Annotated in this window: 27 protein-coding genes; 11 read left to right on the top strand and 16 right to left on the bottom strand. The window is 67.4% G+C overall.

All coding sequences use genetic code 11. The features are described 5' to 3' along the window. Positions 1 to 41: 41 nt before the first annotated feature. On the bottom strand, positions 42 to 1,166 hold the full coding sequence (locus VJ673_RS12890) for an ABC transporter substrate-binding protein (protein WP_324126511.1): 1,125 nt from the start codon (positions 1,164 to 1,166) through the stop codon (positions 42 to 44). Between the two features lie 115 nt (positions 1,167 to 1,281). Here VJ673_RS12890 and VJ673_RS12885 point away from each other — a divergent pair, with 115 nt between their 5' ends. The 4 genes from VJ673_RS12885 (at position 1,282) to VJ673_RS12870 (ending at position 4,734) form a co-directional block, all read left to right on the top strand. Further along, positions 1,282 to 1,959, top strand: coding sequence for a response regulator (locus VJ673_RS12885; protein ID WP_324126510.1), 678 nt, complete (start codon positions 1,282 to 1,284; stop codon positions 1,957 to 1,959). A 13-nt stretch (positions 1,960 to 1,972) separates the two neighbouring features. Beyond that, complete coding sequence (locus VJ673_RS12880; protein ID WP_324126509.1) at positions 1,973 to 3,364, top strand: sensor histidine kinase; 1,392 nt, start codon at positions 1,973 to 1,975, stop codon at positions 3,362 to 3,364. Positions 3,365 to 3,433: 69 nt separating this feature from the next. Next, positions 3,434 to 3,979 carry a DUF2946 family protein gene (locus VJ673_RS12875; RefSeq protein ID WP_324126508.1) on the top strand — a complete coding sequence of 182 codons (546 nt, stop codon included), beginning with the start codon at positions 3,434 to 3,436 and terminating at the stop codon, positions 3,977 to 3,979. A 14-nt stretch (positions 3,980 to 3,993) separates the two neighbouring features. Then, positions 3,994 to 4,734 carry a Mut7-C RNAse domain-containing protein gene (locus VJ673_RS12870; RefSeq protein ID WP_324126507.1) on the top strand — a complete coding sequence of 247 codons (741 nt, stop codon included), beginning with the start codon at positions 3,994 to 3,996 and terminating at the stop codon, positions 4,732 to 4,734. Positions 4,735 to 4,811: 77 nt separating this feature from the next. Here VJ673_RS12870 and VJ673_RS12865 read toward each other — a convergent pair whose 3' ends face one another. After that, positions 4,812 to 5,924 carry a DUF3108 domain-containing protein gene (locus tag VJ673_RS12865; RefSeq protein ID WP_324126506.1) on the bottom strand — a complete coding sequence of 371 codons (1,113 nt, stop codon included), beginning with the start codon at positions 5,922 to 5,924 and terminating at the stop codon, positions 4,812 to 4,814. A 160-nt stretch (positions 5,925 to 6,084) separates the two neighbouring features. Next, complete coding sequence (locus VJ673_RS12860; protein ID WP_324126505.1) at positions 6,085 to 6,996, bottom strand: LysR family transcriptional regulator; 912 nt, start codon at positions 6,994 to 6,996, stop codon at positions 6,085 to 6,087. 120 nt (positions 6,997 to 7,116) lie between these two features. Between VJ673_RS12860 and VJ673_RS12855 the strand changes: the two genes are divergently transcribed. Beyond that, positions 7,117 to 7,755: an NAD(P)-dependent oxidoreductase gene (locus VJ673_RS12855; RefSeq protein ID WP_324126504.1), complete on the top strand. Its 639-nt coding sequence runs from the start codon at positions 7,117 to 7,119 to the stop codon at positions 7,753 to 7,755. A gap of 32 nt (positions 7,756 to 7,787) precedes the next feature. On the opposite strand, the gene VJ673_RS12850 is transcribed toward VJ673_RS12855, so the two are convergent. The 3 genes from VJ673_RS12850 to VJ673_RS12840 form a co-directional block, all read right to left on the bottom strand. Beyond that, complete coding sequence (locus VJ673_RS12850; protein ID WP_324126503.1) at positions 7,788 to 8,156, bottom strand: hypothetical protein; 369 nt, start codon at positions 8,154 to 8,156, stop codon at positions 7,788 to 7,790. 147 nt (positions 8,157 to 8,303) lie between these two features. Further along, a complete protein-coding gene (locus VJ673_RS12845) occupies positions 8,304 to 8,570 on the bottom strand; it encodes a MoaD/ThiS family protein (protein WP_324126502.1) in 267 nt (88 codons plus the stop codon). Between the two features lie 79 nt (positions 8,571 to 8,649). Further along, positions 8,650 to 9,771 carry a WD40/YVTN/BNR-like repeat-containing protein gene (locus VJ673_RS12840; RefSeq protein WP_324126501.1) on the bottom strand — a complete coding sequence of 374 codons (1,122 nt, stop codon included), beginning with the start codon at positions 9,769 to 9,771 and terminating at the stop codon, positions 8,650 to 8,652. 126 nt (positions 9,772 to 9,897) lie between these two features. On the opposite strand from VJ673_RS12840, the gene VJ673_RS12835 reads away from it, so the two are divergent. Next, on the top strand, positions 9,898 to 11,103 hold the full coding sequence (locus VJ673_RS12835) for an MFS transporter (protein ID WP_324126500.1): 1,206 nt from the start codon (positions 9,898 to 9,900) through the stop codon (positions 11,101 to 11,103). 48 nt (positions 11,104 to 11,151) lie between these two features. On the opposite strand, the gene VJ673_RS12830 is transcribed toward VJ673_RS12835, so the two are convergent. Beyond that, positions 11,152 to 11,469, bottom strand: a complete 318-nt coding sequence (locus VJ673_RS12830) for a hypothetical protein (protein ID WP_324126499.1) — start codon at positions 11,467 to 11,469, stop codon at positions 11,152 to 11,154. A 163-nt stretch (positions 11,470 to 11,632) separates the two neighbouring features. Next, positions 11,633 to 12,409 (bottom strand): ferredoxin--NADP reductase, encoded by a 777-nt coding sequence (locus VJ673_RS12825; RefSeq protein ID WP_324126498.1) that lies wholly within the window; start codon positions 12,407 to 12,409, stop codon positions 11,633 to 11,635. Between the two features lie 185 nt (positions 12,410 to 12,594). Here VJ673_RS12825 and VJ673_RS12820 point away from each other — a divergent pair, with 185 nt between their 5' ends. Further along, a complete protein-coding gene (locus VJ673_RS12820; RefSeq protein WP_324126497.1) occupies positions 12,595 to 14,163 on the top strand; it encodes a SagB/ThcOx family dehydrogenase in 1,569 nt (522 codons plus the stop codon). Here the strand turns inward: VJ673_RS12820 and VJ673_RS12815 are convergent. From VJ673_RS12815 to VJ673_RS12800, 4 genes are all read right to left on the bottom strand, one after another. Next, positions 14,160 to 16,529 carry a penicillin-binding protein 1A gene (locus VJ673_RS12815; RefSeq protein ID WP_324126496.1) on the bottom strand — a complete coding sequence of 790 codons (2,370 nt, stop codon included), beginning with the start codon at positions 16,527 to 16,529 and terminating at the stop codon, positions 14,160 to 14,162. The genes VJ673_RS12820 and VJ673_RS12815 overlap by 4 nt on opposite strands. A gap of 111 nt (positions 16,530 to 16,640) precedes the next feature. After that, positions 16,641 to 17,096, bottom strand: coding sequence for a ferritin-like domain-containing protein (locus VJ673_RS12810; RefSeq protein WP_324126495.1), 456 nt, complete (start codon positions 17,094 to 17,096; stop codon positions 16,641 to 16,643). A 90-nt stretch (positions 17,097 to 17,186) separates the two neighbouring features. After that, entirely contained in the window at positions 17,187 to 17,627 is a 441-nt protein-coding gene (locus VJ673_RS12805; RefSeq protein ID WP_324126494.1) for a universal stress protein, read from the bottom strand. Between the two features lie 11 nt (positions 17,628 to 17,638). After that, positions 17,639 to 18,382 (bottom strand): TerC family protein, encoded by a 744-nt coding sequence (locus VJ673_RS12800; RefSeq protein ID WP_324126493.1) that lies wholly within the window; start codon positions 18,380 to 18,382, stop codon positions 17,639 to 17,641. 181 nt (positions 18,383 to 18,563) lie between these two features. Here VJ673_RS12800 and VJ673_RS12795 point away from each other — a divergent pair, with 181 nt between their 5' ends. Genes VJ673_RS12795 through VJ673_RS12785 form a run of 3 tightly spaced genes read left to right on the top strand, consistent with a single transcriptional unit; the run spans position 18,564 to position 22,472 of the window. Next, positions 18,564 to 19,658, top strand: coding sequence for an ABC transporter substrate-binding protein (locus tag VJ673_RS12795; RefSeq protein WP_324126492.1), 1,095 nt, complete (start codon positions 18,564 to 18,566; stop codon positions 19,656 to 19,658). Beyond that, positions 19,655 to 21,394 carry an ABC transporter permease gene (locus tag VJ673_RS12790; RefSeq protein WP_324126491.1) on the top strand — a complete coding sequence of 580 codons (1,740 nt, stop codon included), beginning with the start codon at positions 19,655 to 19,657 and terminating at the stop codon, positions 21,392 to 21,394. The genes VJ673_RS12795 and VJ673_RS12790 overlap by 4 nt, the downstream gene beginning before the upstream one ends. Then, positions 21,387 to 22,472, top strand: a complete 1,086-nt coding sequence (locus VJ673_RS12785) for an ABC transporter ATP-binding protein (protein WP_324126490.1) — start codon at positions 21,387 to 21,389, stop codon at positions 22,470 to 22,472. The genes VJ673_RS12790 and VJ673_RS12785 overlap by 8 nt, the downstream gene beginning before the upstream one ends. A 16-nt stretch (positions 22,473 to 22,488) precedes the next feature. Here VJ673_RS12785 and acuI read toward each other — a convergent pair whose 3' ends face one another. Next, a complete protein-coding gene (gene acuI, locus VJ673_RS12780; RefSeq protein ID WP_324126489.1) occupies positions 22,489 to 23,472 on the bottom strand; it encodes an acrylyl-CoA reductase (NADPH) in 984 nt (327 codons plus the stop codon). A 58-nt stretch (positions 23,473 to 23,530) separates the two neighbouring features. Further along, positions 23,531 to 24,166, bottom strand: a complete 636-nt coding sequence (gene acuR, locus VJ673_RS12775) for an acrylate utilization transcriptional regulator AcuR (RefSeq protein ID WP_324126488.1) — start codon at positions 24,164 to 24,166, stop codon at positions 23,531 to 23,533. 144 nt (positions 24,167 to 24,310) lie between these two features. Between acuR and VJ673_RS12770 the strand changes: the two genes are divergently transcribed. Next, the gene (locus VJ673_RS12770) at positions 24,311 to 24,625 is read left to right on the top strand and encodes a DnaJ family domain-containing protein (protein WP_324126487.1); all 315 of its coding nucleotides are present in this window, start codon (positions 24,311 to 24,313) and stop codon (positions 24,623 to 24,625) included. A gap of 3 nt (positions 24,626 to 24,628) precedes the next feature. On the opposite strand, the gene VJ673_RS12765 is transcribed toward VJ673_RS12770, so the two are convergent. Both VJ673_RS12765 and VJ673_RS12760 read right to left on the bottom strand, forming a co-directional pair. Further along, positions 24,629 to 25,426, bottom strand: coding sequence for an ABC transporter permease (locus tag VJ673_RS12765; RefSeq protein ID WP_324126486.1), 798 nt, complete (start codon positions 25,424 to 25,426; stop codon positions 24,629 to 24,631). 4 nt (positions 25,427 to 25,430) lie between these two features. Continuing rightward, positions 25,431 to 26,423 (bottom strand): ATP-binding cassette domain-containing protein, encoded by a 993-nt coding sequence (locus tag VJ673_RS12760; protein WP_324126520.1) that lies wholly within the window; start codon positions 26,421 to 26,423, stop codon positions 25,431 to 25,433. Positions 26,424 to 26,432 lie beyond the last annotated feature (9 nt).

Here is a 26,432-nt window from a genome sequence, read left to right as displayed (position 1 = left end):
GTTCGACTTCCTGAGTCGGCCTCACCCCGGGCTGGGACGATTCATCGGGGAGACGGCGTGGCGGACCTCCCTGTCGATGAGGCGGCGCTCGGGCGGCGCATCGCGTCGTCCCATTCGTGCAGGAAGTCGCGGCGCTTGATCTGGTCGAGGTAGGCGAGGAGCGACGTGCCCAGCGCGATCGGCCGGAACGCGCTGCCCAGTTGGTGGCGCAGGCTGGAGGCGGCCTTGCCGGGAGCGTCCTCGCGCACCGTGAAGAGGCCCGCGCCCTGCGCGAGGATCTCCTGGCCGTGGGCCGAGAGCAGGAAATCGAGCCACAGCCGGGCCGCTGCCGGATGCTGCGCCTTGCGCGCGATGAAGGCGACGCGGCTCAGCACCAGCGTGTAGTCGCGCGGCCACACGACGCCGATTGCCGGATCGCGCTGCGCCCGCGACTGGGCGTAGGAGCCGAGGAGGTTGTAGCCGATCAGGACTTCGCCCGAGGAGATGCGGTCGAGCATCGCCGAAGTGCTCATATGGCGCTCGACGCCTTCGCCGCCCATCGCGCGGACGAGCTGCCAGAAGGCCGTCGGATTCGCCTGCGCGTCCTGGCTGTGTAGCAGCAGGCCGAGACCGGAGCGCTCGGGGTCGTAGGTCGCGAGCCGGCCGCGGAAGCGTGCGGGCTGTTCGGTGAGCAGCCGGATCAGCGCGGCGTGCGTGTCCGGTACTTCGTCGGGGGCAAGGGCACGCTTGTTGTAGACGATGGCGGCGGGCTCGTAGGTCGTCGCGAAGGCCTCGTCCTTCCAGGTCGCCCACGCGGGCAGGGAGGCTGTCTCGGGGGAGCGCCAGGGCTGGGCGTAGCCGTCGTTGACGAGCTTCACCTGCAGGTCCATCGCCGAACTCCATAACACGTCGGCGCTCGCGCCGCGTTCGCTCTCGGTGATGACGCGCTGGTAGAGCTCGGCCGAGTTGATGTCGTGGTAGTCGACGTGCAGGCCGCGGTAGCGGGCCTCGAAGGCGGCGATGACGGGCTGCACGACGTCGCGGTCGGTCGCGCCGTAGACGACCACCGTGCCGCCTTCGCGCAGCGCCGCCCCGAGACGGTCGGGCGTGACCTGCGCCCCGGCCTGTACCGCCAGCGCCATCGTCGCGACGATCGCGGTGCGCAGCATCCGTCGGATCCGGCTCATGAGGTCTCCCGTTCTGTCATCGTGCCGTCTTGGCTTGGCCCGGTCGGCGTTTTACGACAATAATCGTCTTCCAAGCTTTCGATTCACTTTCTTTCGATCCACTCCCGAGCCACCCATGCGCCTGCTGCTAGTCGAGGACCACGCCGAACTCGCCGAATGGGTCGCGAAGGCCCTGCGCCACGCCGGCTATGCGCTTGACGTGCTGGACCGCGGCGACCATGCCGACCATGCGCTGAAGAGCCAGAGCTACGATCTCGTGATCCTCGATCTGTCGCTGCCGGGCCTCGACGGCCTCGAAGTGCTGCGCCGCCTGAGGAGCCGCCAGCAGGGCGCACCGATCCCAGTGCTGGTGCTCACCGCCCGCGGCACGACCGAGGAGCGCGTCAAGGGCCTCAACCTCGGCGCCGACGATTATCTGCCGAAACCCTTCGAACTGGCCGAGCTTGAAGCGCGCATCAAGGCGCTGCTTCGGCGCAGCGGCAACCTCGTGCCGATGGTGCGTATCGGCCGGCTGGAGTTCGACACGACGACGCGCATGGTCGCCGTCAACGGCAAGCCGCTTGCGCTGACGCCGCGCGAGCTCGCGGTGCTCGAGGCGCTGCTGTCGCGCGTCGGGCGCCCGGTCGCACGCGAGGCGCTGTTCGAGAAGGTGTTCGATTTCGATGCCGAGGCGCGCGTCGAGGCGATCGAGATCTACGTTTCGCGTCTGCGCAAGAAGCTCGAAGGCTCGGGGGTGGCGATCAGCACCTTGCGCGGCCTCGGCTACGTGCTCGCCGAGCTGCCCGCCGCTTGAGGCCGGGCGTCCGATGAAGCCGCGCTACAGCCTGCGCCGTCGGGTCGGCTGGTGGCTGTTGCCGCCGCTCTTGATCCTGCTCGTGATCAACGCCTTCTTCGCTTACCGCAGCGCGCTGGAGGTCGTGAATCGCGCCTACGACCGTTCGCTCACCGCGTCGATCAAGGCGGTCGGCGAGCGCACGCATTCGCTCGCGGGCGAGATCCACGTCGACATTCCGTACTCCGCCTTCGAGGCCTTCGAGGACAGCGCGCAGGAGCGGCTCTACTACGCGATCGTCGCGCCCGATGGCGCGCTGCTGACCGGCTACCCGGATCTCGCGCCGCAGGAGCTGCCGCCCGAAGGTGGCGAAGTGAAGATCGCGAACGCCGATTACCGCGGCTACGAGGTGCGCCTCGGCGCGATGCGCAAACGCCTCTACGACCCGGCGCTGAAGGGCGGCGACGCCGTGCTGATCGTCTTCGCCGAGACGACCGGCGCCCGCAACCGCCTCGCGCGCGATCTCTTCTTCGACAGCCTGCGGCGCCAGCTCGCACTGATCGGCGTCGGCGCGGTGCTGATCGTGCTCGCGCTGCGTTCGGCTTTCCGCCCGCTGGTTGAACTGCGCGATGCGATCCGCAGCCGCGACGACGAGGACCTCACGCCGGTGCCCGGTGGCAACGTGCCGAACGAGGTCGCGCCGCTGATCGACGCGATCAATCATCACATGGAGCGACTGTCGGCGATGCTGGTCGCGCGCCGTCGCTTCCTCGCCGATGCGGCGCACCAGATCCGCACGCCGCTCGCGGTGCTGACGACGCAGGCCGAATACGGGTTGCGCCAGGAAGATCCGGCCGAGGTGCGCCGGACCCTTGCGAGCCTGCTGGCGAGCATCCACTCGACGCGGCGGCTCGCGAACCAGATGCTCGCGCTGTCGCACGCCGAGGCGGTCAACGGCGTGATCGGCGAGCGCGCGCCGGTCGAGCTCACGGCGCTCGTGCGCGACGTCGCGATGGACCTCGTGCCGCTCGCGCTGAAGAAGCAGATCGAACTCGCCTATGAGGGCCCCGATGCGCCGATGACGATGCAGGGCAACGCCGCGATGTTGCGCGAGATGGTCGCGAACCTGATCGACAACGCGATCCGCTACAGCCCGCCGCAGTCGCAGGTCCTCGTTGCGATTGCGGCCTGGGGCGATGAGGCGGTGATCAGCGTCAGCGACGAAGGGCCGGGTATCCCGCCATCGGAGCGCGAGAATGTCTTCAAGCGCTTCTACCGTATCCTCGGTCAGGGCGACAGCGAAGGCAGCGGGCTGGGCCTCGCGATCGTGCGCGAGATCTGCTGGGCGCATCGCGGCAAGGTCACGCTGAAGGATGGCGAAGGCGGGCGCGGGCTGTGCGTGGAGATCGAGCTGCCGCTCGCGTGATGCGGGTGGGGCTGCGCGCGAGGGCAGGAGCGCGCTATCCTGAAGCTTTCTCACGCACCTGACCTGCACATGGACACCTCTTCCGCCTCGGCCTTTGCGCGCTGGCCTGACGTGCCGGCCTGCTACGACTGGCTGTCACTCGACCGACGCGGGAGCTGGCGCCTGCAGGGCGAGCCGGTCACCCACGGCGGGCTGCTGCGCTTTCTCAACATGCACTACGGCCATGACGACGCCGGCAACTGGCTCGTGCACAACGGTCCGCAGCGTGTCTTCGTCACGCTCGACTACACGCCCTGGGTGCTGCGCCTGCAGCCCGACGGCAGCCTCGTCACGCACACCGGAGCGGCGGCGGGCACCGTCGACGCCGCGCACCTCGACGACGAGGGCAACGTGCTGCTGCATGCCGGAGTGGGAATCGGCGTCCTCGACGACCGTGACCTCCAGGCCTTCCTCGCCGCCTGCGTCGGCGCGGACGGCGCTTCCGTCGAGGACGAGGGCTGGATCGCGTTGATGGCGAGCGAGGGCGAGGTGTTCTGGCAAGGGCTGCGGATCGCCTTCGTCGAGCGCGCCGAGGTCGCGTCGCGCTACGGCTTCCGGCCGCGGCCCACGCCCTGACGCGAGCCGCGGCGATGGCGACGGCGAGCTTCCGCTTCTACGAGGAACTCAACGACTTCCTCGCCCCGGACCGCCGTTACCGCGAATTCCAGGCCGTCTGTGCGAGCGCGGCGACCGTCAAGCACATGATCGAGGCCTGCGGCGTGCCGCATACCGAGGTCGAGCTCGTGCTCGTCAATGGCGAATCCTCGGGCTTCGACCGTCTCCTGCGCGACGGCGACCGCGTGTCGGTGTATCCCAAGTTCGAGGCGTTCGACATCACGCCGCTCCTGCGCGTGCGCGAGCATCCGCTGCGCCACGTGCATTTCGTCGCCGATGCGCACCTCGGTGGACTCGCGCGGTTGCTGCGGATGACCGGCTTCGACACGCTCTACGACAACCATTTCGCCGACGACGCGATCGAGGCGATCGCCGCCGCGGACGGCCGCATCGTGCTGACGCGCGATCGCGAACTCCTCAAGCGCCGTACGATCACGCACGGGTGCTACGTGCACGAGCTCAAGCCCGAGCGCCAGCTGCATGAGATCTTCGGTCGTCTCGACCTCGCCGGAGCCGCGCGTCCCTTCACGCTATGCCTCGAATGCAACGCGCCGCTGCATGCGATCGACAAGGCGCTCGTCGAAGACCGCCTGCCGCCCAATGTGCGCGAGCACCATCAGCGCTTCAGCACCTGTGACGTGTGCCGGCGCGTGTTCTGGGAAGGCTCGCACTGGGTGAAGATGCGCGCCCTGGTCGCACGATTGCTGGGCGGCTGAGCGGCGAGCGGGGGCGCCGAGCTTGCGCCGGGACTTCGACAGGCCGGCGCGCGCTCGGACTACGGCGGCGACGTTCGTCAGCGCGCCGGCATTTGCGCGACCGTATCCCGGCTGATGCGAATGTCGTTCGCGAGCAGGTAGTAGATCACGCCCTTCGGGTCGATCGTGCGGATCTGCACCGGCAGGCTGAAGTGCTCGATCGCGATCCACACATCTGTCATCTCGCGCCCGGTGCCGTAGGACGCGCGCAGGTGCAGCGTGCGCCAGACCTGGCCCCAGGGCATCTGCAGCGGCTCCTCGCCGATCTGCTCGAGGCGGTAGGACTGCAGCGGCCCGCCCGTCGTCACCGCCATGTCGCCGGCGCCGACCGCTCCGGGATAGCCGATCTGGTACAGGAAGGACAGCGTGTCCTGCGCGTTCTCGGGCAGCGGTGCGGTGCCGGCGGCGCTACGGATCTCGCCTTTGTTCCAGTCCATCTCGACCGCGAGTTCTCCGGGGCGGCCTTCCTGGCGTTCGACGAAGCGGTCCGGGCGCAGGCCGGCGGCCGTGAAGTGGCCGGTGCTTTCCCATAGCTTGCGGCCGGGCTGGAACCACGGGATTGGATTGACAGTGACCGGCTCGGACAGCGCCGAGAACTCGTAGCTGCCATCCTCCTTGATCTCCCACTGGTGCGTGTTGCGGCCCATCGGGTAGCGACGCTCGCCCATGAAGGCCGCGTAGCCGATCCGCCCCGCGCGTGGCCAGGCGCTGCTGCCACCGGGGGCGGCGTCGGGCGAGGGCGTCGTGGCGGCGGCCGCGCTGTCCGTGGGGCCAGCGGGCGTGTCTGTCGTCGCGACGTTTTCGGGCGCCGCCGCCGTTTCGGCTGCCGGTTCCGGCTTAGGCGGCTCGGCGGGCGGTTCCGGCGCCTCGATCGGCTTGTCGGTGATCGCGGCCTCGGGTTTCTTCGGCGGCGGCTTCGGGTGCGACGGCTTCTTTTCCGCGGCGGGAGCGGGTTGAGCGGTTGCGGCGAGCGGTTCAGGCTTCGGCAGTGTGCGCACGAGCGTCACGTCGAGCGGCTGCAGGTCCGGTGGCGGGCGCAGGTCGAGGCGCGTGCCGACGAAGAGCAGCGCATGCAGCAGCAGCGACAGTCCGAGGGCGATCAGCAGGCGGCGCGGGACGGCGGGGGAGCGGTACGGCTTGGATTCGTGCATGGATCAGCGCCTGTGCGCCAGTGGAGGTCAGGGCATTCCGGCGCGGGCCGCTATTCTACCGCGACGCGCCCTTCGCTTCAGGCTGCGAGGAAATGCCGAATGCAAAAATCGTATTGTCATGGACGCGGACAGATTTGCTCAAGTCGACCGTGCGCGCGGCTCATGCGGCCGAAGCGTGCAGCGTCGTGCGGTAGAAATCGACGAAGGCCCGCACGCGGGCCGGCAGATGGCGTCCGGGCGGGTAGACGGCATACACCCCGCCGCGCGCGAGCGACCACTCGGGCAGCAGGCGCACGAGGCGCCCGTCGGCGATCGCCCCTTCGGCGCTGAACTGGTCGAGCGCCGAGACGCCCGCGCCGCTCTCGAGCAGCGCCCGCAGCGTCGCCGCCGAGTCGGCGCGCAGGCGGCTGCGCATGCGGACGCTACGCACTTCGCCGCTCGCCGACGTGAACTGCCACGTGAGCGGCGAGGGCAGCAGACTCAGCGCGACCCAGGGGTGGTCGGCGAGCGCTTCGGGTTCTTCGGGGCGCGGCGCACGGCGCAGGTAGTCCGGAGACGCGACGACGCACTGATCGAAGTCTGTGAGCTTCACCGCGCGCTGCGTCGAGTCGCGCAGCCAGCCCATGCGAAAGCTGACGTCGATACCTTCCTCGACGAGATCGACGACGCGGTCGCTGGTGCGCAGTTCGATATGCAGGCCCGGGTGCAGTGCCGTGAACGCCGCGACGACACGCCCGAGCGATTGCACGGCGTGATCGACGGTGCAGCCGATGCGCAGCGTGCCCGTGAGTTCGGCCGGGCTGCTGCCGAGCTGGGCGAGCGCGTCCTCGATGCCGCGCAGGCGCGGCGCGCACTCGTCGTAGAGCATCTGTCCGGCGCCGGTCAGCGCGACGCGGCGCGTGGTGCGTGAGAAGAGGCTCGTGCCCAGACGGGTCTCGAGCCGTCCGATTTCGAGGCTGACCTTGGCCTTCGCGACGCCGAGGCGATCGGCCGCCGCGGTGAAGCCGCCGGCTTCGGCGACTGCGGCGAAGATCGATAGCGCGTTGAGATCGATACGGTCGGAGACGCCCATTTCAATTGTCCAGAATCGGAAAACAGTGAATTTTCACTGTTGCGGTTTTTCTCTGCAATCGGGACTGCGATGATGGCGCCGTTCCAATTTCAAATTGATCCTCCACGAAAGGTGATGCAGATGAAGATTGCTCTGATCGGTGCTTCCGGTTACGTCGGTTCCGCGCTATTGAAGGAAGCGCTTGCGCGCGGGCTGCAGGTCAAGGCCTTGGTGTCGAACCCCGCGAAGATCGCCGCGCAGGCGGGTCTTGAAGTCGTGAAGGTCGATGTCCAGGATACGGCAGCGCTCACGGCGCAGCTCGGCGGCGTCGATGCCGTCGTCTCAGCTTTCAGCGGCCATGCGCAGACCGACGTGTTCGGCTACTACGTGCAAGGCATCCGGTCAGTGATCACTGCGGCGAAGGAGGCCCGTGCGCCGCGCCTACTGGTGGTCGGCGGTGCCGGCAGTCTCGAAGTCGCGCCGGGCGTGCAGCTCGTCGATACGCCGGAGTTCCCTGCGCAGTGGAAGGGCACGGCCGAAGGCGCGCGCGAGGCGCTGAAGCTCCTGCGTGCCGAGGCGACGCTGGACTGGACGATGCTGAGCCCCTCGGCCCATCTCGAACCGGGCGAGCGTACAGGGAAATTCCGCCTCGGCGGCGACCAGTTGCTGATCGACGCGCAGGGCGAGAGCCGGATTTCAGTCGAGGACTATGCGGTCGCGATGATCGACGAAGTCGAGCAGTCCGTGCACTCGCGCCAGCGCTTCACGGTGGCTTATTGAGCGGACCGTAGGCTAGATCGCCCTCGGCGCTTCTATAGACTGCCGACGCAGCCGATCGCGGCCCTGACCGAACTATTGATCGCGGTCGCGTCGTCCAGCTTCGGCTTCGACGCGCCCGCGAGGGCGGTAGCGGTATTCGAGACGTCCTCGAGCTTGTCGATCGCGTCCGCATATTTCTGCAACAGGATCTTGGCTGCGGCGGCGTCAAGCTTGGCGAGCAGGTTGCCCTGGTCTCCGCTCGCATTCTTGCCGAGGAAGAGTCCGGCCATGATCGCGGCCTCCACGGCGTTGAGTTCCGTTCCGCACGCGACGGTGTAGTGGGTCGCGTGCGCCTGCCCGGCGGCGATGGTACCGATCGCGGAAATCAATGCAGCGGCGAGGGTTCTCTTCGCGAATGACATGGTCTTCCTCCTGTTTGGGGTCGATGCGGACACAGCTTTCCCAATATAGGAAGGGATAGTTAAAAACACTACTCAAAGTATGGGTATGTCGCCGCTACGATCGTGATCGGTGTCACGGGCGGTCGGCGACTGAGCGGACGCGGCGGCCTAGCCGCCGCTGAGCGCACCGACAATCACGAGTTCGTCACCCGTCGCCATCGCGTGGGAGAGCGAGCGGGCGTCGGTGCGGTTCACGAAGAAGCGCACGTGTGGCCGGATCGCGCCGTGTTCGTCGACGACGCGAAAGCGCAGCCCGGGGAAGCGCCGGTCGATGTCGTCGAGGACTTCGTCGAGCGTCGCGCCCTCGGCTTCGAGCTGCGACTGGCCGCCTGTGTAGCTGAAGAGCTGGCCGGGGACCCGGACCTGGATGCTCACTTGACTACCCTCCTGGCGCTACGCGACATCCTCCCCGAGGAAAGGTGAGTGCGCCCTTCGGGCGGCCGGCCGGAGGCGCTCATGTGGGCCCCAATGCCGCTTCGACCGAGAAGATCTCCGGCAGGTGCTCGGCGATGCGGCGCCACGAAGCGCCTTCGTCCGTGCTCGCCCACAGCTCGCCGCTGGTCGTGCCGAAGTAGAGCCCGAGCGGATCGCCGGCGTCGGCGCAGAAGGATTGGCGCTTGACGGTCCACCAGGCCCGCTCCGACGGCATCCCGCTGTCCTGGCGCTTCCAGCTCTCGCCGCCGTCGCGGCTGCAGTAGGCGGCAGGACGCCCGCCGGGCGAGGTGCGCGGCCAGTTCTCGGTGCCGTCCATCGGGAACACCCACAGCGTGTCCGGATCGCGCGGATGCAGCACGACGGGGAAGCCGATGTCGCCGATCTCGCTCGGCATCGCCCGGCCGATGCGCTGCCAGGTGTCACCCGGGCGGTCGAGGCGGTAGATGCCGCAGTGGTTCTGCTGGTACAGGCGGTCCGGGGCGAGCGGGTGCAGCGCGACGCGGTGCGGGTCGTGGCCGAATTCGGCGTCGGGGTCGGGCAGGAACTCGGCCGCGACCCCGCGGTTCAAGGGGCGCCAGCTCGCGCCAGCGTCGGTGCTCTCGAAAGTGCCGCCCGAGGACACCGACACGTACAGGTGCTTCGCGTCGCGCGGGTCGATCAGGATGGAGTGCAGCGGCGGGCCGCCCGGAATCGGTCCGACCGCTTCGCGGATGACGGGCATCAGATCGCGGTTGAAGCCCGCGACTTCCTGCCAGGTGTCGCCACCGTCTTCCGAGCGGAAGAGGCCAGGCGGAACGGTGCCGGCGTACCACACGCCCGGTTCCGAGGCGTGGCCAGGCGTGAGCCAGAAGACGATGTCGACGCTCGGCGCCTTCGGGTCGTCGGACGCTGCGAAGGCTGGGGGCTTGGTCGCCTCCTGCCAGGTGTCGCCGAAATCGGTCGAGCGGAACAGGCTGGGGCCGAGGTGGCCGGGGCGCGTGCCCATCAGCAGCGTCTTGCGGTCGCGCGGATCGAGCACCATGTGATGCACGGCCGAGCCGAGGAAGCGGGGACCGGCGAGTTGCCAGTGCTGCCGAGTGGCGTCGCCGCGGAGGAAGAATGCGCCTTTGCGCGTCCCGATCAGCAAAACGACGTGGTCCATGCGTTTGCCCTCCAAGAACTATCAGAATAGAGAGTCTGCCACTGGAAACAAGGCGCCCAGAGGCGGGGCGACACTGCGTTACACTTGGCAGCCGCGCTTCCCGCGTTCCGATTCCCCGAATCCGACATGTCTCACGCCTCCGATCCGCAACACTGGCGGGCCGTCGCCCTGCTTTCGGTCGCCGCATTCGCGAGTGGCGCATCGGCGCGGCTATGCGACCCGATGCTGCCGGATCTCGCACGTACTTTCGGCACGACGGCGACGGCCACCGCGCAGGTCGTATCGGCCTTCGCCGTCGCGTACGGCGTGCTGCAGGGCTTCTTCGGCCCGCTCGGCGACCGCATCGGCAAGTACCGGCTGGTCGCGCTGACGACGCTCGCCTGCACGGTCGGCACGCTCGGCTCGGCGTTCGCGACTTCGCTCTCGATGCTGATCCTCTTCCGCCTCGTGCTCGGCGCGTCCGCCGCCGGCATCATCCCGCTGTCGATGGCGTGGATCGGCGACACCGTGCCCTACGAGCAGCGCCAAGCGACGCTCGCGCGCTTTCTCGGCGGACAGATCCTCGGTGTGATCGGCGGCCAGTTCATCGGCGGCGTGTTCACCGACACGCTCGGCTGGCGCTGGGCCTTCGGCTTCATCGCGCTCGTCTACCTCCTCGTCGGGCTGACGGTGCTCGCCGAATCGCGGTCGAATGTCACCACGCATCACCGCCCCGCGTCCGACGCCCCGCGTGCCGGGATCGTCACGCAAATCAGGAGCGTGCTCGGCATCGGCTGGGCGCGCGTGATCCTGTCGGTCGTCGCGCTCGAAGGCCTGCTGGTGTTCGGCGCACTCGCCTTTGCGCCGAGCTATCTGCACGAACGCTTCGGTCTGTCCTTGACCGCGTCGGGTGGGCTGATGGCCTTCTTCGGGCTCGGCGGCCTGTCCTATATAGGCTTCGCGCGCCACTTCGTGCGCCGCTTCGGCGAAGTCGGGCTCGCGCGCATCGGCGGATCGCTGCTCGGCGCAGCATGGCTCTTGCTCGCGGTGGCGCCGTCATGGATCTGGGCGGCGCCGGCCTGCTATTTCGTCGGGCTGGGCTTCTACATGCTGCACAACACCTTGCAGACCAACGCGACCCAGATGGCGCCGCAGGTGCGCGGCACGGCCGTGTCGCTCTTCGCGTCGGCCTTCTTCCTCGGGCAGTCGCTCGGCGTCGTGCTCGCCGCGGTGCTGCTCGCCGGCATCGGCGCGAACGGCGTGTTCGGACTCGCGGCCTTGCTGCTGCCCGCGCTGGCGCTCGGATTCGGGCACTTGCTGCGCGCGCACCACCGGCTGCGTACCGCGCCGTAAACGAAAAATGCCGGCGCGCGGCCGGCATCGTGGCGCAGTCGGAAGGACTTACTTGGCGGCCTTGGCGTCGGCCATGCACTTCTTCATGAACGAGTTCTTCGCGGCGCCGGCGAGCGGCTTGCCGTTCTTGTCCATGGCCTTCGTGGCGCAGTCGTTCTTTGACATCTTCGACATTTCGCCATGGCACTTTTTCATGAACGAGCTCTTCGCGGCGCCGGCCAGCGGCTTGCCGTTCTTGTCGACCGCCTTCGCCTCACAGCTCGAGTCCGGCGAGGCCTGGGTGGCCGGTTCGGCCGCGGGGGGTTGCGCGAAGGCGCTGGAGGCGACGAAGAGGGAGGTCAGAAGGACTGCGGTCAGGCGGGACATGCGGATTCTCCTTTGTGGTTTGAGTGCGTGTCGCGAAACGGCTGTCTTGCGAGCGGCAATATAGCGCGCTCTTACCCGAATGGGGTAAGGATGTTTCCACACGACACCAAAAAAACAGGGGGCGCCGTAGCGCCCCCTGGTGTCGGAGTGTTGTTCGTCGGTCTTACTTTTCGACGAAGGCGTGCTCGATCACGTAATCGCCCGGCTCGCCGATGCGCTTGGACATCTTGAAGCCGCGGCGGTCGAGGAGCTCACGCGAGCTCTTCAGCATCGCCGAGCTGCCGCAGATCATCACGCGGTCGACCGCGGGGTCGAGCGGGGGCAGGCCGATGTCTTCGAAGAGCTTGCCGCTTTCGATCAGGTCGGTGAAGCGGCCCTGGTTGCGGAAGGGCTCGCGCGTCACCGTCGGGTAGTAGATCAGCTTTTCGCTCACGGCTTCGCCGAGGAACTCGTGCTGCGGCAGCTCGTGGGTGATGTAGTGCTCGTAGGCGACTTCGCTGACGTAGCGCACGCCGTGGATCAGCACGATCTTTTCGAAGCGGTCGTAGACGTCGAGGTCGCGGATCACACTCATGAACGGCGCGAGGCCGGTGCCGGTCGAGAAGAGGTAGAGGTTCTTGCCGGGCAGCAGGTCGTGCAGGACCAGCGTGCCGGTGGGCTTGCGCGACATGAGGATCTCGTCGCCCGGCTGCACTTTCTGCAGGCGCGAGGTCAGCGGGCCGTCCTGTACCTTGATGCTGAAGAACTCGAGGTTTTCCTCGTAATTTGCGCTGGCAATCGAGTAGGCGCGCATCAGCGGGCGGCCATCGACTTCAAGGCCGATCATCACGAACTGGCCGTTTTCGTAGCGCAGCGCGCGGTCGCGCGTGGTGGTGAACGAGAACAGCGTGTCGTTCCAGTGGTGGACACTGACGACCTTTTCGGTGATGTAGGCTGCCATGGCTTTATCTGCGATGATGGAAAGATTGATCGGACGGCGCGCATTGTACTGCTGCGCCGCAGCGACCGGGGCTATATATTCTGGCCAAAAAGTTATATGCAAGGCGCCGTAAGTGGCGAATTCGGCACAAAGAATTGCCGGTCCGCGACCAGCGGCGACCCCCTGCATCGGGCGGATTTCTCATAATGGATATCCCCAGCTACCACCAGCGCAGCAAGCACCGGCTCGACGCCTATGCGCCGGGACCTGGCCGGCTCGACTGGGCGAACCAGCCGGACCCGTGGCGACGCTTCGAGGGCGCGCCGCGCGTGCAATTGCCCTTCGGCGCGGACGGGGTGCAGACGCACTACGAGGACGTCCGGCAGGGGCTTCGGCCGCCAGTCGCTGCGCTGACGCTGCCCAATCTCGCGGTGCTGTTCGAGTTGTCGCTCGCGCTGTCGGCGTGGAAGGAGTTCCAGGGCTCGCGCTGGGCGCTGCGCTGCAATCCGTCGAGCGGCAATCTGCATCCGACCGAGGCCTACCTCGTCGCGCCCACCTTGCCTGGCCTTGCCGGCGGCGTGCATCACTACCTGAGTCGCGACCACGTGCTCGAGCAGCGCACGGCGGGCGGCACGGATTGGGATGCGGCATTCGGCGAGGGAGCGATACTCGTCGCGCTGAGCTCGATTCACTGGCGCGAGGCGTGGAAGTACGGCATGCGCGCTTACCGCTACTGCCAGCACGATTGTGGACACGCGATCGCGGCGATCTCCGTCGCGGCGGCTGCGCTCGGGTGGGCTGTCCGCGTGATCGATCACGCGAGCGACGACGACATCGTGCGGCTCGCCGGGCTCGATCGGGATGCGGATTACGGTGATGCGGAGCGTGAGGCGCCGGACGTGCTGCTGCAGGTCGGCGATGCCGCGGCTCGGGTGGATATCGACGCATTGCTCGCGCTCGCGGCCGACGCGCGATGGCAGGGGCAGGCGAATCGGCTCAGCGAGTCGCACGTCGAGTGGCGCGACATCGATGCCGTCGCGGCGGCCGTGCGCAAGCCTCGTAGCGCACCGGCTGCCGCACCCGCTTGCCCTGCCTTGCCGGCCCCGGCCGCAACGGTACGCGACCTGTCCGTCGCGACGCTGGTCCGGCAGCGCCGCAGCGCAGTGGCCTTCGACGGCGTCACGACGATGAGCTCGGATGCCTTCTTCGCGATGCTCGATGTGCTGCTGCCACGTTCCGGCGTGCCTCCTTTCGACGCCTGGCCCGAGGCGCCGCAGGTGCATCTCGCGATCTTCGCACACCGCGTGACCGGGCTGGAGCCGGGCCTTTACCTGCTGCTGCGCGATGCGGCCGCACTCGACGAGGTGCGCGCGGCGCTGCGCGAGGACTGGCTCTGGGTGAAGACCGGGCCGGCGCATCTGCCGCTGTATCTGCTGATTCCCTACGACCTGCGCGCCTCGGCCGAGCTCGTGTCCTGCCACCAGGAGATCGCGGCCGATTCCTGCTTCGCGCTCGGCATGCTCGCGCGCTTCGGGCTTGCGCAGCGCGAGGCGTGGCGCTATCCGCAGCTCTATCGCGAGTGCGGCATGGTCGGCCACATGCTGTATCTCGAAGCGGAAGCGGCCGGCCTGCGCGGGACCGGCATCGGCTGCTTCTTCGACGACGTGATGCATGAACTCTTGGGGCTTGCCGGCGACGAGTGGCAAAGCCTCTACCACTTCACCGTCGGCGGGCCGGTCGAGGACAGCCGGCTGAGCTCGCTGCCGCCGTACTAGTTCGGCTCTTTCCCAAAGGGCATCAGGGGGGTGCCGGATGTCGCGGGCGTTGGAGCGGGCGACGCCGCGTTTGACGCCGTCGCTGGCGCTTCCATGTCGAGTTCCTTGACCCCGCCGTCAGCGGAAAACTCTTCGTACGTCCAGTCGCCCGTGACCTGGGTGAGACCGGCGGGGACGCTGCGTTCGGCCACCGGTTTGTTGGCGAGCGCCTGGCGCATGTAATCGACCCAGATCGGCAGCGCGAGCGTCGCGCCGAACTCGCGTCCGCCGAGCGAACGCGGCGTGTCGTAGCCCATCCACGCGACGGCGACGACGTCCTGAGCATAGCCGGCGAACCAGCCGTCCAGCGCATCACTGGTCGTCCCGGTCTTGCCGGCGAGATCGGGGCGACCGAGGCGGGAGGCGGCGGCACCGGTGCCGCTGCGCACGACTTCGCGCAGCAGGCTGTCCATGACGAAGGCGTTGCGGGGATCGATCACCCGCTGCTCGTCCGTCCGCGGCGGGGAAGGGGGTGTTTCGACGAGGACCTGTCCGCGCATGTCGGTGATCTTCTGGATCAGCCAGGGCGTGACGCGATAACCGCCGTTGGCGAAGACGGCATAGGCGCCGGCCATCTGCAGCGGTGTGACCGAGCCGCTGCCAAGGGTCAGCGTCAGGTTGTCAGGATGCTTGGAGATGTCGAAACCGAAGCGTTCGAGATAGTCGCGCGCATAGGACGGCGTGATCGCCCGCAGGAGGCGGACGGCGACGACGTTCTTCGAGCGCGCGAGCGCACGGCGCAGGCTGATCGGGCCGTCGAAACCGTCGTCGTTCTGCGGCTCCCAGTCGTCGCCGGCACGGCCGCCGGGCAGCGACAGGGGAGCATCATTGACCAAGGTCGCCGGCGAGAACCCCTTTTCGAGTGCCGCCGAATAAACGAAGGGCTTGATGCTGGACCCCGGCTGTCGCCATGCGCTGGTCACGCGGTTGAAGGGCTTGCGTCCGAAATCGAAGCCGCCGACGAGGGCCCGATACGAGCCGTCCTCGGCGTTGAGCGCGACAAACGCCGCATCGACTTCGGGCAATTGCGCGATCATCCAGTGGCCGCGGGCGTCGCGGCTGACGCGGATGACGGAACCGGGGCGGATCTTCATGTCCTGCTTGGCGTTCGACTGCAGGGCGGCGGCCGCGAATCGCAGTCCGTCGCCGGTGATCTCCACGGTGTCGCCGAAAGCCGGCTCGGCGACGACGCGCTTCGGGGACACCTCGGTCGCCACGGCCGAAATCAGGTTGTCGCTGTTCGGATGGCGCGCGAGGATGGCGTCGATGGCGTCGTCCCGGTCATCGGCGGCGTCGGGCAGGCTGAGGAAATCCTCGGGCCCGCGATAGCCGTGGCGTTGGTCGTAGGCGAGCACGTTGCGGCGCAGCGCCTCGTAGGCAGCGTTCTGTTCGGCCTTGATCAGCGTTGTATAGACCTTGATGCCCTTGGTGTAGGTATCGACGCCGAATTTGGCGAAGACGTCCTGCCGGACCATTTCGGCGACGTAGTCGGCATGGACCTCGAACTGCTGGCTCGCGCCGACTTTCAGCTTTTCATTGATCGCCTGGGTGTATTGCGGCTGCGTGATGTAACCGAGGTCGAGCATGCGCTTGAGGACCAGTTCCTGGCGTTTCTTTGCGCGCAGCGGATTGACGCTCGGGTTGTGTTTCGCCGGATTCTGCGGAATCCCCGCGAGCATCGCGGCTTCGGCAATGGTCAATTCGCCGAGCGGCTTGCTGAAATAGGTACGCGCCGCGCTCGAGAAACCGTAGGAGCGCTGGCCGAGGTAGATCTGATTCATGTACAGCTCGAGAATCTGATCCTTCGACAGCGCGCCTTCCATGCGATAGGCGAGCACGATCTCGGTCAGCTTCCGCTTCAGCGTCTTGCTTTGCGAGAGGAAGAAGTTGCGCGCGACCTGCATCGTGATGGTCGAGGCCCCCTGGCGGTATCCGCCGGCGAGGTTTGCCAGCAGCGCCCGCGACACGCCCCGATAGTCGATGCCGCCATGCTCGTAGAAGCGCGAATCCTCGATCGCCAGCAAGGCATCCTTCAGGACTTTCGGGATCTCCGCGATGGGTACGAAGTCGCGATGTTCCTCGCCGAATTCCCCGAGCAGCGCGCCGTCCGCGGTATAGACCCGCAAGGGCACCTTGGGCTGGTAATCGGTGGCGCTATCCAGCGATGGCAGGTTCGGCAGGATGCTCAGCAGCGTCGCGCCGATGATGGCGGCGGCGACCAGCGTGGCGTCCACGCCGGCTGCGACGAGCGTTCGAAGGAGGCGTTCGCGGTAGTTGGCGACGGCCAGCGGCAGCGCGAGAAACTTGAGGGCGGAGAGAAGGCTCACGAAGCGGCGGCCAAATTGCGCATGGTACACGCATGCGAGTCGGCCGTTACATCTCCCGCGGAGCCGAGTTGACGGCTCGCGGAAGAGGACGCTTTGAACGCAGCCGCCGAACTAGGGCGCGAAGGCCTGCAGATCGCCCGGCTTGCGCAGCATCTTGTCGACTTCGGCGAGGTGGGTTTCCTCGATGCGGATCATGTTGCGTGCGTATTCCTCGAGCGCCACAGAGCGGTCGACGACCACTGCGAGGAGATCGCGGTAAAGCTGCAACGCGGCACGCTCGGATTCGAGCGATTCGCGCAGCATTGCGCCGATGTCGTGCTGGTGTGAATCGAGCAGCTGGCCGATCGCGAGCGAGGGATGGGCGCCGAGCGTCGTGACCCACTCGCCGGCGGTGCGCGCGTGCATCAGGGATTCGTCGGCCTGGGCGTTGAGCCAGGACACGATCGGGATGCGGCCGAAGCCGAAGACCAGGAAGGAGTAATGGGTGTAGCGCACGACGCCGGCCAATTCCGCTTCGAGGATGCGGTTTAGCGCGGCCACCGTTTGCGCCTTGTCGAGTTCCGCCATGGCGAGTCTCCTATGCCGTTTGGTTCCCCCTTTGAGGAAAACAGCCTCGCTTCACTGTAGTTCATGGCGGCCGGACGTGCCGACGCGTGATCAGGGCTTGGGGTCGGGCTTGACCAGCGTCACCGGGACGGGCGAACGCTCCAGCACGGCCTTGGCGACCGAGCCGAGCAGCGTCTGCAGCAGCCCGCCGCCACCATGCGTGCCCATCAGGATCTTGTCGAAGTGATGTTCGGCCGCGTAGCGGACGATGGTGTCGGCGACGTGACCGACGGCGATGTGGGGCGTGTAGGGGATGCCGGCCGCGTCGAGCCGGGCACGTGCGCTGGCGAGCGCCTTCTGCCCTTCCTCGCGGTGCCAGCCTTCGATGTCGTCATGGCTCACGAACATTCGCGCGTGGCCTGAGTCGATCGGGATCTGCACGTTGAGCAGATGGATGTCGAGCTCGCTGTGGTTCGCGTGCAGCGTCAGCAGGTGATCGAGCGCCCGGTTGCTGTTGTCCGAGCCATCGATCGGTACCAGGATCTTCAGCATCGTCTTCTCCCTTACTCGCTGTGGCGGCGGCTGTTGCTGGGGTTTTCGACGGCGAGGTCGACGAGTGGCGCCTCCTCGGCCTGGCGTTTCGCGATCCATGCACCGACCGCGACGACGAGGACCGCGCCGACGACCGAGGTCGCGTAGTGGAGCCAGCCCGGCGCGTCGTCGACAATGTCCTCCAGCGCCGCGTCGCCGACCAGCATGCCGCCGGCGATCCAGCCGAGGAGTGCGGCACCGAAGGTGATCACGACCGGGAAGCGGTCCATCAACTTGAGCACGAGCTTGCTGCCCCAGACGATGATTGGAATGCTGACGACGATGCCGAAAACCACCAGCATCAGGTCGCCCTTGGCCGCGCCGGCGACCGCGATCACGTTGTCGAGGCTCATCACGGCGTCGGCGACGACGATGGTCTTGATGGCGCCGAGCAGATTGGTGCTGCCCTGGATGTTGCCGTGGCCATCGTCGTCCTCGGGCTGCATCAGCTTGACGCCGATCCACAGCAGCAGCAGTCCGCCGACGATCTTTAGAAAGGGCAGCGCGAGGAGCTGCAGCGCGAAGAAGATCATCACGATGCGCAGCGCGATCGCACCGACCACGCCCCAGGCAATGCCCTTGTTGCGCTGATGCTCGGGCAGCTTGCGGCACGCGAGCGCGATCACGACGGCGTTGTCGCCGCCGAGCAGGATGTCGATGGCGATGATCTGGGCGACCGACACCCAGAAGGCGCCGCTCATCATCGTTTCAAGCACGGGCAAATCTCCATTCATAGCGCGGCCCCGGCGGCCGTGCCCTCCATTGTCGCAAAGATCGCTGGCCCCGGCACTGAAGGCTTATTGAAAGCTTCTTCGCCCAATCTTGCGACCGTGGCGAAGCGCTCGGATTCAAAAAACCGGAAAGCCGCCGCCAATTTCACAGACCGAGGAGACCCAGATGAAACCCCTGAACCGCTTGCTTGGCGTCGCTTTGTTCGGAACCGCCTGCGCGGCTTTCGCCCAGGTACCCGCCAGCTACCCGGCCGACTATTCGAAGATCGTCGACGCGGCCAAGAAGGAAGGCAAGGTCGTCGTCTATGGCGCGACCGACACCAACGCCGTGGCCCCGCTGATGAAGGACTTCCAGGCGCTCTACCCGGGCGTCACGGTCGAGTACAGCGACATGAACACGACCGAGGTCTACAACCGCGTGATCAGCGAGCAGGCTGCCGGCGCCGGCTCGGCCGACGTCGTCTGGAGCTCGTCGATGGACTTGCAGGTGAAGCTCGTCGGGGACGGCTACGCGCTCACCTACGCCTCGCCCGAAATCCCCAAGCTCCCCGACTGGTCGGTGTGGAAAAACGAAGCCTACGGCATCACCTACGAGCCGATCGTCTTCGCGTACAACAAGCGCCTCCTGAAGCCCGAGGAAGTGCCGCAGTCGCACGCCGAGCTCGTGACGATGCTCAACGCCAACGCCGAGCGCTTCAAGGGCAAGGTCACGTCCTACGACATCGAGAAGTCGGGCGTCGGCTTCATGCTGGTCACGCAGGACGTCAAGGCCAACCCGAATTTCTGGGACATCCCGAAGACTTTCGGCAACGTCGGTGCGCGTTTCCAGTCGAGCTCGGGCACGATGATGGAACGCCTCTCGTCGGGCGAGAACCTGCTCGCCTACAACCTGATCGGCACCTACGCGATCCTGCGTGCGAAGAAGGATCCGAGCATCGGCGTCGTGATGCCCAAGGACTACACGCTGGTGATGTCCCGCGTGATGTTCATCTCGAAGAGCGCGAAGAACCCGAACGCAGCCAAGCTGTGGCTGGACTACCTGTTGTCGCAGCGCGGCCAGAAGATCATAGCGAACCAGTCCGACCTCGGTTCGATCCGTAGCGACGTCGAAGGCGAAGTCACCGCGGCCGGCCTGCAGAAGACGCTCGGCGCGAGCTTGAAGCCGGTGCCGGTCAACCCGACGCTGCTGACCTACCTCGACCCGGCCAAGCGCCTCGACTTCCTCAAGCAGTGGCAGTCGGCCGTCAAGGGAACCAAATGATGTCCGCCCCCGCACAACCGACCATGGTGGCGGGGCCCGTGCCGGCGCCCGCCCGGCGGCCGGCGCGTAGCGGCGGGCTGCCTCGCTACGCCGTGATCGGGCTCACCGCGCTGCTGGTCTTCCTGCCGCTCGGCCTGATCCTGTTCCAGAGCCTGCTGGATGCGCCTTTCTTCGCGCCTGCCAAGCACTTCGGGCTCGGCGCCTTCGAGTTCATCTTCGCCGATTCCGACTTCTGGTTGGCTTTCCGCAACTCGATGGTGATCGCGCTGGGCATGACGCTGATCGCGGTGCCGACGGGCGGCGTGCTCGCCTTCATGATGGTGCGTACGGACCTGCCGGGACGCGCCTGGATCGAGCCGCTGCTGCTCGTACCGGTGTTCGTGTCGCCGATGGTGCTCGCGTTCGGCTACGTCGTCGCCGCCGGCCCGGTGGGCTTCTACTCGGTGTGGTTCAACGGGATCTTCGGCGGCGTGCCGTGGAACGTCTATTCGCTCACCGGGATCGCGATCATCGCCGGCCTCACGCACGTGCCCCATGTGTACCTATATTCGGCCTCCGCGCTGAAGAGCCTGGGCTCGGACGTCGAAGAAGCCGCACGGATGACGGGTGCGAGCCCGCTGCGGGTCGCGCGCGACGTCAGCCTGCCGATGGTCACGCCCGCGGTGCTGTTCTCCGGCGTGCTGGTGTTCTTCCTCGGCTTCGAGATCTTCGGCCTGCCGCTGGTGCTGGGCGATCCGGAAGGCCACCTCGTGCTCGCGACCTACCTCTACAAGCTCACGAACAAGCTCGGCACGCCGTCCTACCACCTGATGGCCGCGGTCGCCGTGTGCCTGATCGCGGTGACCTTCCCGCTGGTGATGCTGCAGCGCTATCTGCTGCGCGGTGCCTCGAAGTTCGTCGCCGTGAAGGGCAAGGCCGGACGCCAGCGTCCGCTACCGCTGGGCGCGTGGCGCTGGGTCGCGGTCGCGATCCTCGGCCTGTGGCTCTTCCTGACGGTGTTCGTGCCGCTGTCGGGCATCACGCTGCGGGCTTTCGTGTCCTTCTGGGGCGAGGGCGTGAACATCATGGAGGTGCTGACGCTGGATCACTTCCGCGAAGTGTTCGAGCAGCCGGCGCTGGTGCGCGGGATCATCAACACCGTGTTGATCGGCGTCATCGGCGGCGCGCTGGCGGTCGCCTGCTACACGGCGCTGGGGCTGGCGACGCACCGCAAGGCCGACGGCTGGACGCGCTTCGTCGATTACCTGGTGCTCGTGCCGCGTGCCGTGCCCGGGCTGCTTGCCGGTCTCGCCTTCCTGTGGGTGTTCCTGTTCTTCCCGCCGTTCCAGCCGCTGCGCTCGACGATGGTCAGCGTTTGGCTCGCGTACTCGGTGGTGTGGCTCGCCTACGGCATGCGCCTCGTGTCGAGCTCGCTGCTGCAGGTCGGTCCCGAGCTGGAAGAAGCCGCGCGCAGCGTCGGCGCGAGCCGCGGCCAGGTGAGCCGCCACGTGACGCTGCCGCTGATCCGTTACGGCCTGATGGGCGCCTGGCTGCTGGTGTTCATGATCTTCGAGCGCGAGTACTCGACTGGCGTGTATCTGCTGGCGCCGGGTACCGAAGTGATCGGTTCCCTGCTCGTTTCCCTGTGGGCCACCGGTGCGAGTGACATCGTCGCCGCCTTGTCCGTCATCAACGTCGCGCTGGTCGGGGTCGGCCTCACCGTCGCGCTGCGCTTTGGAGTGAAACTTCATGATTAAGCTGAATGTTGAGGACCTGCACCTCTCCTATGGCTCTGGCGACGCAACGAACGCCATCCTCAAGGGCGTGTCGATGCAGTTGAAGCGCGGCGAAGTGGTATCGCTGCTCGGGCCTTCGGGGAGCGGCAAGACGACGCTGCTGCGCGCGGTCGCGGGCTTGGAGGCGCCGCACAAGGGCCGCATCCGCATCGACGACAAGGCCGTCTTTGACGGCGCGACCGGCTTCGAGCTGCCGGCCGAGAAGCGCAACCTGGGCCTGGTGTTCCAGTCCTACGCGCTGTGGCCGCACAAGACCGTGTTCGACAACGTCGCCTACGGCCTGAAGCTGCGCAAGGCGTCGTCGAGCGAGATCGCGCCGAAAGTCACCTCCGCGCTGAAGAATCTCGGCCTCGGCCATCTCGGCGACCGCTTCCCGCACCAGCTCTCGGGCGGCCAGCAGCAGCGCGTCGCGATCGCCCGGGCGTTGGTCTACAACCCGCCGGTGATCCTGATGGACGAGCCGCTGTCGAACCTCGACGCGAAGCTGCGCGAGGAAGCGCGAGCCTGGCTGCGCGAGCTGATCCTCGAACTGGAACTGTCGGCGCTGGTCGTCACGCACGACCAGGGCGAGGCGATGGCGATGTCCGACCGCATCCTGTTGTTGTCGGAAGGCCGCATCGAGCAGCAGGGCACGCCGCAGGAGATGTACGGCAACCCGCAGACGCTGTTCACCGCGGACTTCATGGGCAGCAACAACCGCATCGCGGGCGAAGTCGCCGAAGTTTCCAATGGCATGGCGGTGCTCGCGGGCGCGGGCTGGAAGCTGCGCGGACAGGCGCGCGGTTCGCTGAAGAGCGGCGCGAAGTGCACGGGCATGATCCGGTTGGAGCGCGTGCGCGTCGCCGAAGGCCCGGGCGACAACCGCCTGCGCCTGCCGCTGGTGACCTCGATGTTCCTCGGCGACCGCTGGGAGCATCTCTTCCACCACGACAGCATCCGCGTGCGCGCCTTCGGCCCGACGCCGCTCGCGAGCGGCGAGCACTGGGTGGAACTCGCGCCCGAGGATGTGTGGGTGTTCCCGGAGAAGGCGGCAGCCTGATCCGGGTATCGCCCGGTCAGCCGCCGATCTTCACGACGACGCGCCCGCGCACCTGCCCGGCGAGCAGCTTGTCGGCGACCGGAATGGCGTCGGCGAGCGCGATCTCGCTCGTGATCGCATCGAGTTTCGAGGGATCGAGGTCGCGCGCGAGCCGCTCCCAGGCTTCCTGCCGCACCGCCTGCGGCGCCATTACGCTGTCGATGCCATACAGCGTCACGCCGCGCAGGATGAAAGGCGCGACGGTCGCCGGGAAGTCCATGCCGCCCGCGAGTCCGCAGGCCGCAACCGCGCCGCGGTAGCGCGTCGTCGCGCAGGCATTGGCCAGCGTATGGCTGCCGACCGTGTCGACGACGCCCGCCCAGCGTTCCTTGCCGATCGGCTTGCCGGGCTCGGACAGCTCCTTGCGGTCGATGACGCTCGCGGCGCCGAGGCCGGTGAGGTACTCGGATTCGGCGACGCGCCCGGTCGAGGCGACGACCGTGTAGCCGAGCTTCGCCAGCAGCGAGATCGCGACGCTGCCGACGCCGCCGTTCGCGCCGGTCACGAGGATCTCGCCGTCGCCCGGCCGGATGCCGTGCTTCTCGAGCGCGAGCACGCACAGCATCGCGGTGTAGCCCGCCGTGCCGATCGCCATCGCCTGGCGCGTCGTGAAAGCCGCCGGCAGGCGCACCAGCCAGTCGCCTTTCACGCGCGCGAGCTCCGCGAGGCCGCCGCAATGCACTTCGCCGACGCCCCAGCCATTGAGCACGACCTGATCGCCCACCTTCCAGGCAGGATGACTGCTGCTTTCGACCGTACCGGCGAAGTCGATGCCGGGGATCATCGGAAAGCGCCGCACGACCGGCGACCGGCCCGTGATCGCGAGGCCGTCCTTGTAGTTCAGCGTCGACCACGCGACGCGCACCGTCACATCCCCTTCCGGCAGCATGCTTTCGTCGATGGCCTGCAGCTTGGCTTGGTAACCCGAGTCGTCCTTGGTGATCAGAATGCCCTGGAACATCGTCGTCTCTCCTTGTCTGGATAAATAGACTAATCGACTACAAATAGTCACAAAAAAATCAACGCAGTGCCGCCATGAAAAACCGGAAGAACGCGCGCATCGGCTCGGTCGAGCGCATCAGCCGCGCGCGCAGGATCGCGCCTTCCCAGCCGATCCAGAACGCATGCGACATCGCCGCGCAGTCCGTGGTGGCCGGCAATTCGTCGGCCGCGACCGCAGCCTGCAGGCAGTCCGCCACGCGCGCTTCCCAGTCGAGGAAAATCTCCTCCAGCCGCTGCTGGATCTTAGTGTCCAGGCAGCCGACCTCCTGACCGAGGTTGCCGACGAGGCAGCCTCGCGCGAAGGCGTGGCGCTCCACGCCGTCACAGGCGTCGTCGACAAAAGACTGCAGGCGCGCCAGCGGAGCGAGCTTCGCGTCGCCCAGATGGCGGTCGAGCTTGCGCGACAGGTAGGCCGCGTAGGAATCCAGCGTGGCGAGGACGAAGGCGTCCTTGTTCGGGAAGTAGTGGTAGAAGGACCCCTTGGGCACGCCGACTGACTTCAGCACCTCGTCGAGGGCCGTTGCGCTGACCCCGCGCTCCGTGAGCAGCTCCGTTCCGCGACGAATCAGCAGTTCGCGCGTGTCGGCGTAGCTGTGCCCATGCCGCGGCGGGCGACCGCGCGGGCGACGGGGGAGGGGGGCGGGTTGATCCATGGATCGATATTAGACCGAGTGCTTATTAATCTCAAGGGCGAGCTGGCCCAATGTTCCACGCGCAGGAATTCGGGGCCCGGCGGAGCGATCGACGCCGCGGCCGGTCGAAGCTCAGACAGCGTCAGCGCGATATCATTCACGGCCATGGCCTCGATCTTCGACATCCTCGCCGAGCAGCGCATCTCCGACGCCATCAAGCGTGGCGAACTGGACGGCTTGCCGGGCGCGGGACGGCCGCTCGTGTTCGACGACGAACCGTTCTTGTCGCCCGAGCAGCGCATGACGAACCACATCCTGAAGAACGCCGGCTTCGTGCCGCAGGAAGTGTTGTTGCGTCGCGAGATCGCGACCTTGCGGCAGCAACTCGCCGCAAGCGGGTCGGACGAGGAAGAACGCGAGCGCGTGCGCCGCCGCCTGGGATCGCTGATCGCGACGCTCGGGAGCTTGCTCCGCCGTTGAGGCTCAGCTGAGCAGCCGCCGCCGCGTCAGCCCGAGGGCAATCCAGAATCCCGTCACGCCGTACGCTACCAGCACCGCGAGATGCAGCGCGATGTCGTGCGGGATTTCGCCGAGAAGCAGCGGGCGGGCCAGCGCGATCGCATGCGAGAGCGGCAGCGCCTGCGCGACGAGCTGCACCGCGGCCGGCAGCTGTTCGGCGGGGAAGAACACGCCCGAGATCAGCGTCATCGGCGTGATGAAGAGCGTGAAGTAGTACATGAAGAAGTCGTAGCTCGGCGCGAGCGCGGTGATCACGAGACCCAGCGCGCCGAAGCTCAGGCCGACGAGGAAGACCAGCGGCGGCAGCCACAGCACGTAGCGCACATCGACGAGACCAAAGGCGGAGATCACGACGAGGATCGCGAGGCCGGACAGCAGCGATTTCGACGCCGCCCACACGAGTTCGGCGAAGACGACGTCGTCGAGTTCGACCGGCGCATTCATGATCGCCTCCCAGGTCTTCTGCACGTGCATGCGCGAGAAGCCCGAGTACAGCACCTCGAAGGAGGCGCTGTTCATCGTCGACGAGCACACCATGCCCGCCGCGAGGAAGCTGATGTAGGACACGCCGCCGATCTTCGGCACGAGCATGCCGATGCCGAAGCCCAGACCGAAGAGGTAGATCATCGGGTCGGCGAGGTTGCCGAGCACCGAGGGCAGCGCGAGCTTGCGCCAGACCATGAAGTTGCGCCGCCACACCGGCAGGAAGCGGCGCGACACGCGCGGCGGGTGGAGCAGCGAGGAGAGCAGGGCAGTGGTCATCGTCTCAATCCCGCAGTTCGCGCCCGGTGAGTTTCAGGAACACGTCTTCGAGGTTCGCCGGCCGGCGCAGGTAGCGCAGGCCGGGCTGCTTGGCGAGATGCGCGAGCAGCGGCGCCGCGTCGTCGAGGTAGCAAAAGGCGGTCTCGCCGCTGACTTCGTAGCGCCGCGAGAAGCTCCCCGCGTGCGCCTCGGCCCAAGCCTGCGCGCCGCTGACACCCGCCGAGCCGTTGGCGCCGCTGCCGTTCCAGTCACCATAGACCTCGACGACCTGCGGTTCGATCTGCGCCGCGATCACCTCGCGCGGACTGCCTTCGGTCAGCATGCGACCGTTGTCGAGGATCGCGAGCCGGTCGGCGAGGCGCTCGGCTTCGTCCATGAAGTGGGTGGTGAGCAGCACCGTCGTGCCGCCGCGGATCAACTGCTTCAGGCGGTCCCAGATCAGGTGGCGCGCCTGCGGGTCGAGACCGGTCGTCGGTTCGTCGAGGATCAGCAGTTCTGGGCGATTGACGAGCGCGCGGGCGAGCGTCAGGCGCCGCTTCATGCCGCCCGAGAGCGTCTGGATGCGCGCCTCGCGCTTGCCTTCGAGGCCGGCGAAGGCGAGGAGTTCGGGGATGCGGCCCTTGATCGTCGCGTCGTCGAGGCCGAAGTAGCGGCCGTAGACGAGCAGGTTCTCGGCGCAGGTGAAGTCCGGGTCGAGGTTGTCCTGCTGCGGCACGACGCCGACGCGCATGCGTGCCTCGCGCGCGCGTTCCGGCACGGGGAGGCCCGCGAGGTGGATCTCGCCCGCCGAGGGCGCCGTGAGTCCCAACGCGCAGCGCAGTGTCGTCGTCTTGCCGGCGCCGTTGGGGCCGAGCAGCGTGAAGCACTCGCCGGCGGCAAGCGCGAGGTCGATGCCGGCGATGACTTCCTTCGTGCCGTAGGACTTGCGCAGCCCGCGGATCACGAGCGGCGCAGGCTGTTGCGCACTGCGGGCGCCCGCGGCGAGATCGTCCGGCATGCTGCGCAC

It is taken from the genome of Aromatoleum sp., assembly GCF_035254505.1.
Classification (GTDB): domain Bacteria; phylum Pseudomonadota; class Gammaproteobacteria; order Burkholderiales; family Rhodocyclaceae; genus Aromatoleum.
This window is presented reverse-complemented; position numbering and strand designations above follow the sequence as displayed.

Excerpts from the sequence above, each read along its gene's own strand:
- VJ673_RS12850 (WP_324126503.1), bottom strand. The coding sequence starts at position 8,156 with ATGTCATTCGCGAAGAGAACCCTCGCCGCTGCATTGATTTCCGCGATC.
- VJ673_RS12890 (WP_324126511.1), bottom strand. The coding sequence starts at position 1,166 with ATGAGCCGGATCCGACGGATGCTGCGCACCGCGATCGTCGCGACGATG.
- acuR (WP_324126488.1), bottom strand. The coding sequence starts at position 24,166 with ATGGATCAACCCGCCCCCCTCCCCCGTCGCCCGCGCGGTCGCCCGCCG.
- VJ673_RS12880 (WP_324126509.1), top strand. The coding sequence starts at position 1,973 with ATGAAGCCGCGCTACAGCCTGCGCCGTCGGGTCGGCTGGTGGCTGTTG.
- VJ673_RS12840 (WP_324126501.1), bottom strand. The coding sequence starts at position 9,771 with ATGGACCACGTCGTTTTGCTGATCGGGACGCGCAAAGGCGCATTCTTC.
- VJ673_RS12765 (WP_324126486.1), bottom strand. The coding sequence starts at position 25,426 with ATGACCACTGCCCTGCTCTCCTCGCTGCTCCACCCGCCGCGCGTGTCG.
- VJ673_RS12875 (WP_324126508.1), top strand. The coding sequence starts at position 3,434 with ATGGACACCTCTTCCGCCTCGGCCTTTGCGCGCTGGCCTGACGTGCCG.
- VJ673_RS12870 (WP_324126507.1), top strand. The coding sequence starts at position 3,994 with ATGGCGACGGCGAGCTTCCGCTTCTACGAGGAACTCAACGACTTCCTC.
- VJ673_RS12790 (WP_324126491.1), top strand. The coding sequence starts at position 19,655 with ATGATGTCCGCCCCCGCACAACCGACCATGGTGGCGGGGCCCGTGCCG.
- VJ673_RS12885 (WP_324126510.1), top strand. The coding sequence starts at position 1,282 with ATGCGCCTGCTGCTAGTCGAGGACCACGCCGAACTCGCCGAATGGGTC.
- VJ673_RS12805 (WP_324126494.1), bottom strand. The coding sequence starts at position 17,627 with ATGCTGAAGATCCTGGTACCGATCGATGGCTCGGACAACAGCAACCGG.
- VJ673_RS12830 (WP_324126499.1), bottom strand. The coding sequence starts at position 11,469 with ATGTCCCGCCTGACCGCAGTCCTTCTGACCTCCCTCTTCGTCGCCTCC.
- VJ673_RS12785 (WP_324126490.1), top strand. The coding sequence starts at position 21,387 with ATGATTAAGCTGAATGTTGAGGACCTGCACCTCTCCTATGGCTCTGGC.
- acuI (WP_324126489.1), bottom strand. The coding sequence starts at position 23,472 with ATGTTCCAGGGCATTCTGATCACCAAGGACGACTCGGGTTACCAAGCC.
- VJ673_RS12810 (WP_324126495.1), bottom strand. The coding sequence starts at position 17,096 with ATGGCGGAACTCGACAAGGCGCAAACGGTGGCCGCGCTAAACCGCATC.
- VJ673_RS12860 (WP_324126505.1), bottom strand. The coding sequence starts at position 6,996 with ATGGGCGTCTCCGACCGTATCGATCTCAACGCGCTATCGATCTTCGCC.
- VJ673_RS12795 (WP_324126492.1), top strand. The coding sequence starts at position 18,564 with ATGAAACCCCTGAACCGCTTGCTTGGCGTCGCTTTGTTCGGAACCGCC.
- VJ673_RS12865 (WP_324126506.1), bottom strand. The coding sequence starts at position 5,924 with ATGCACGAATCCAAGCCGTACCGCTCCCCCGCCGTCCCGCGCCGCCTG.
- VJ673_RS12825 (WP_324126498.1), bottom strand. The coding sequence starts at position 12,409 with ATGGCAGCCTACATCACCGAAAAGGTCGTCAGTGTCCACCACTGGAAC.
- VJ673_RS12760 (WP_324126520.1), bottom strand. The coding sequence starts at position 26,423 with ATGCCGGACGATCTCGCCGCGGGCGCCCGCAGTGCGCAACAGCCTGCG.
- VJ673_RS12855 (WP_324126504.1), top strand. The coding sequence starts at position 7,117 with ATGAAGATTGCTCTGATCGGTGCTTCCGGTTACGTCGGTTCCGCGCTA.
- VJ673_RS12835 (WP_324126500.1), top strand. The coding sequence starts at position 9,898 with ATGTCTCACGCCTCCGATCCGCAACACTGGCGGGCCGTCGCCCTGCTT.
- VJ673_RS12770 (WP_324126487.1), top strand. The coding sequence starts at position 24,311 with ATGGCCTCGATCTTCGACATCCTCGCCGAGCAGCGCATCTCCGACGCC.
- VJ673_RS12820 (WP_324126497.1), top strand. The coding sequence starts at position 12,595 with ATGGATATCCCCAGCTACCACCAGCGCAGCAAGCACCGGCTCGACGCC.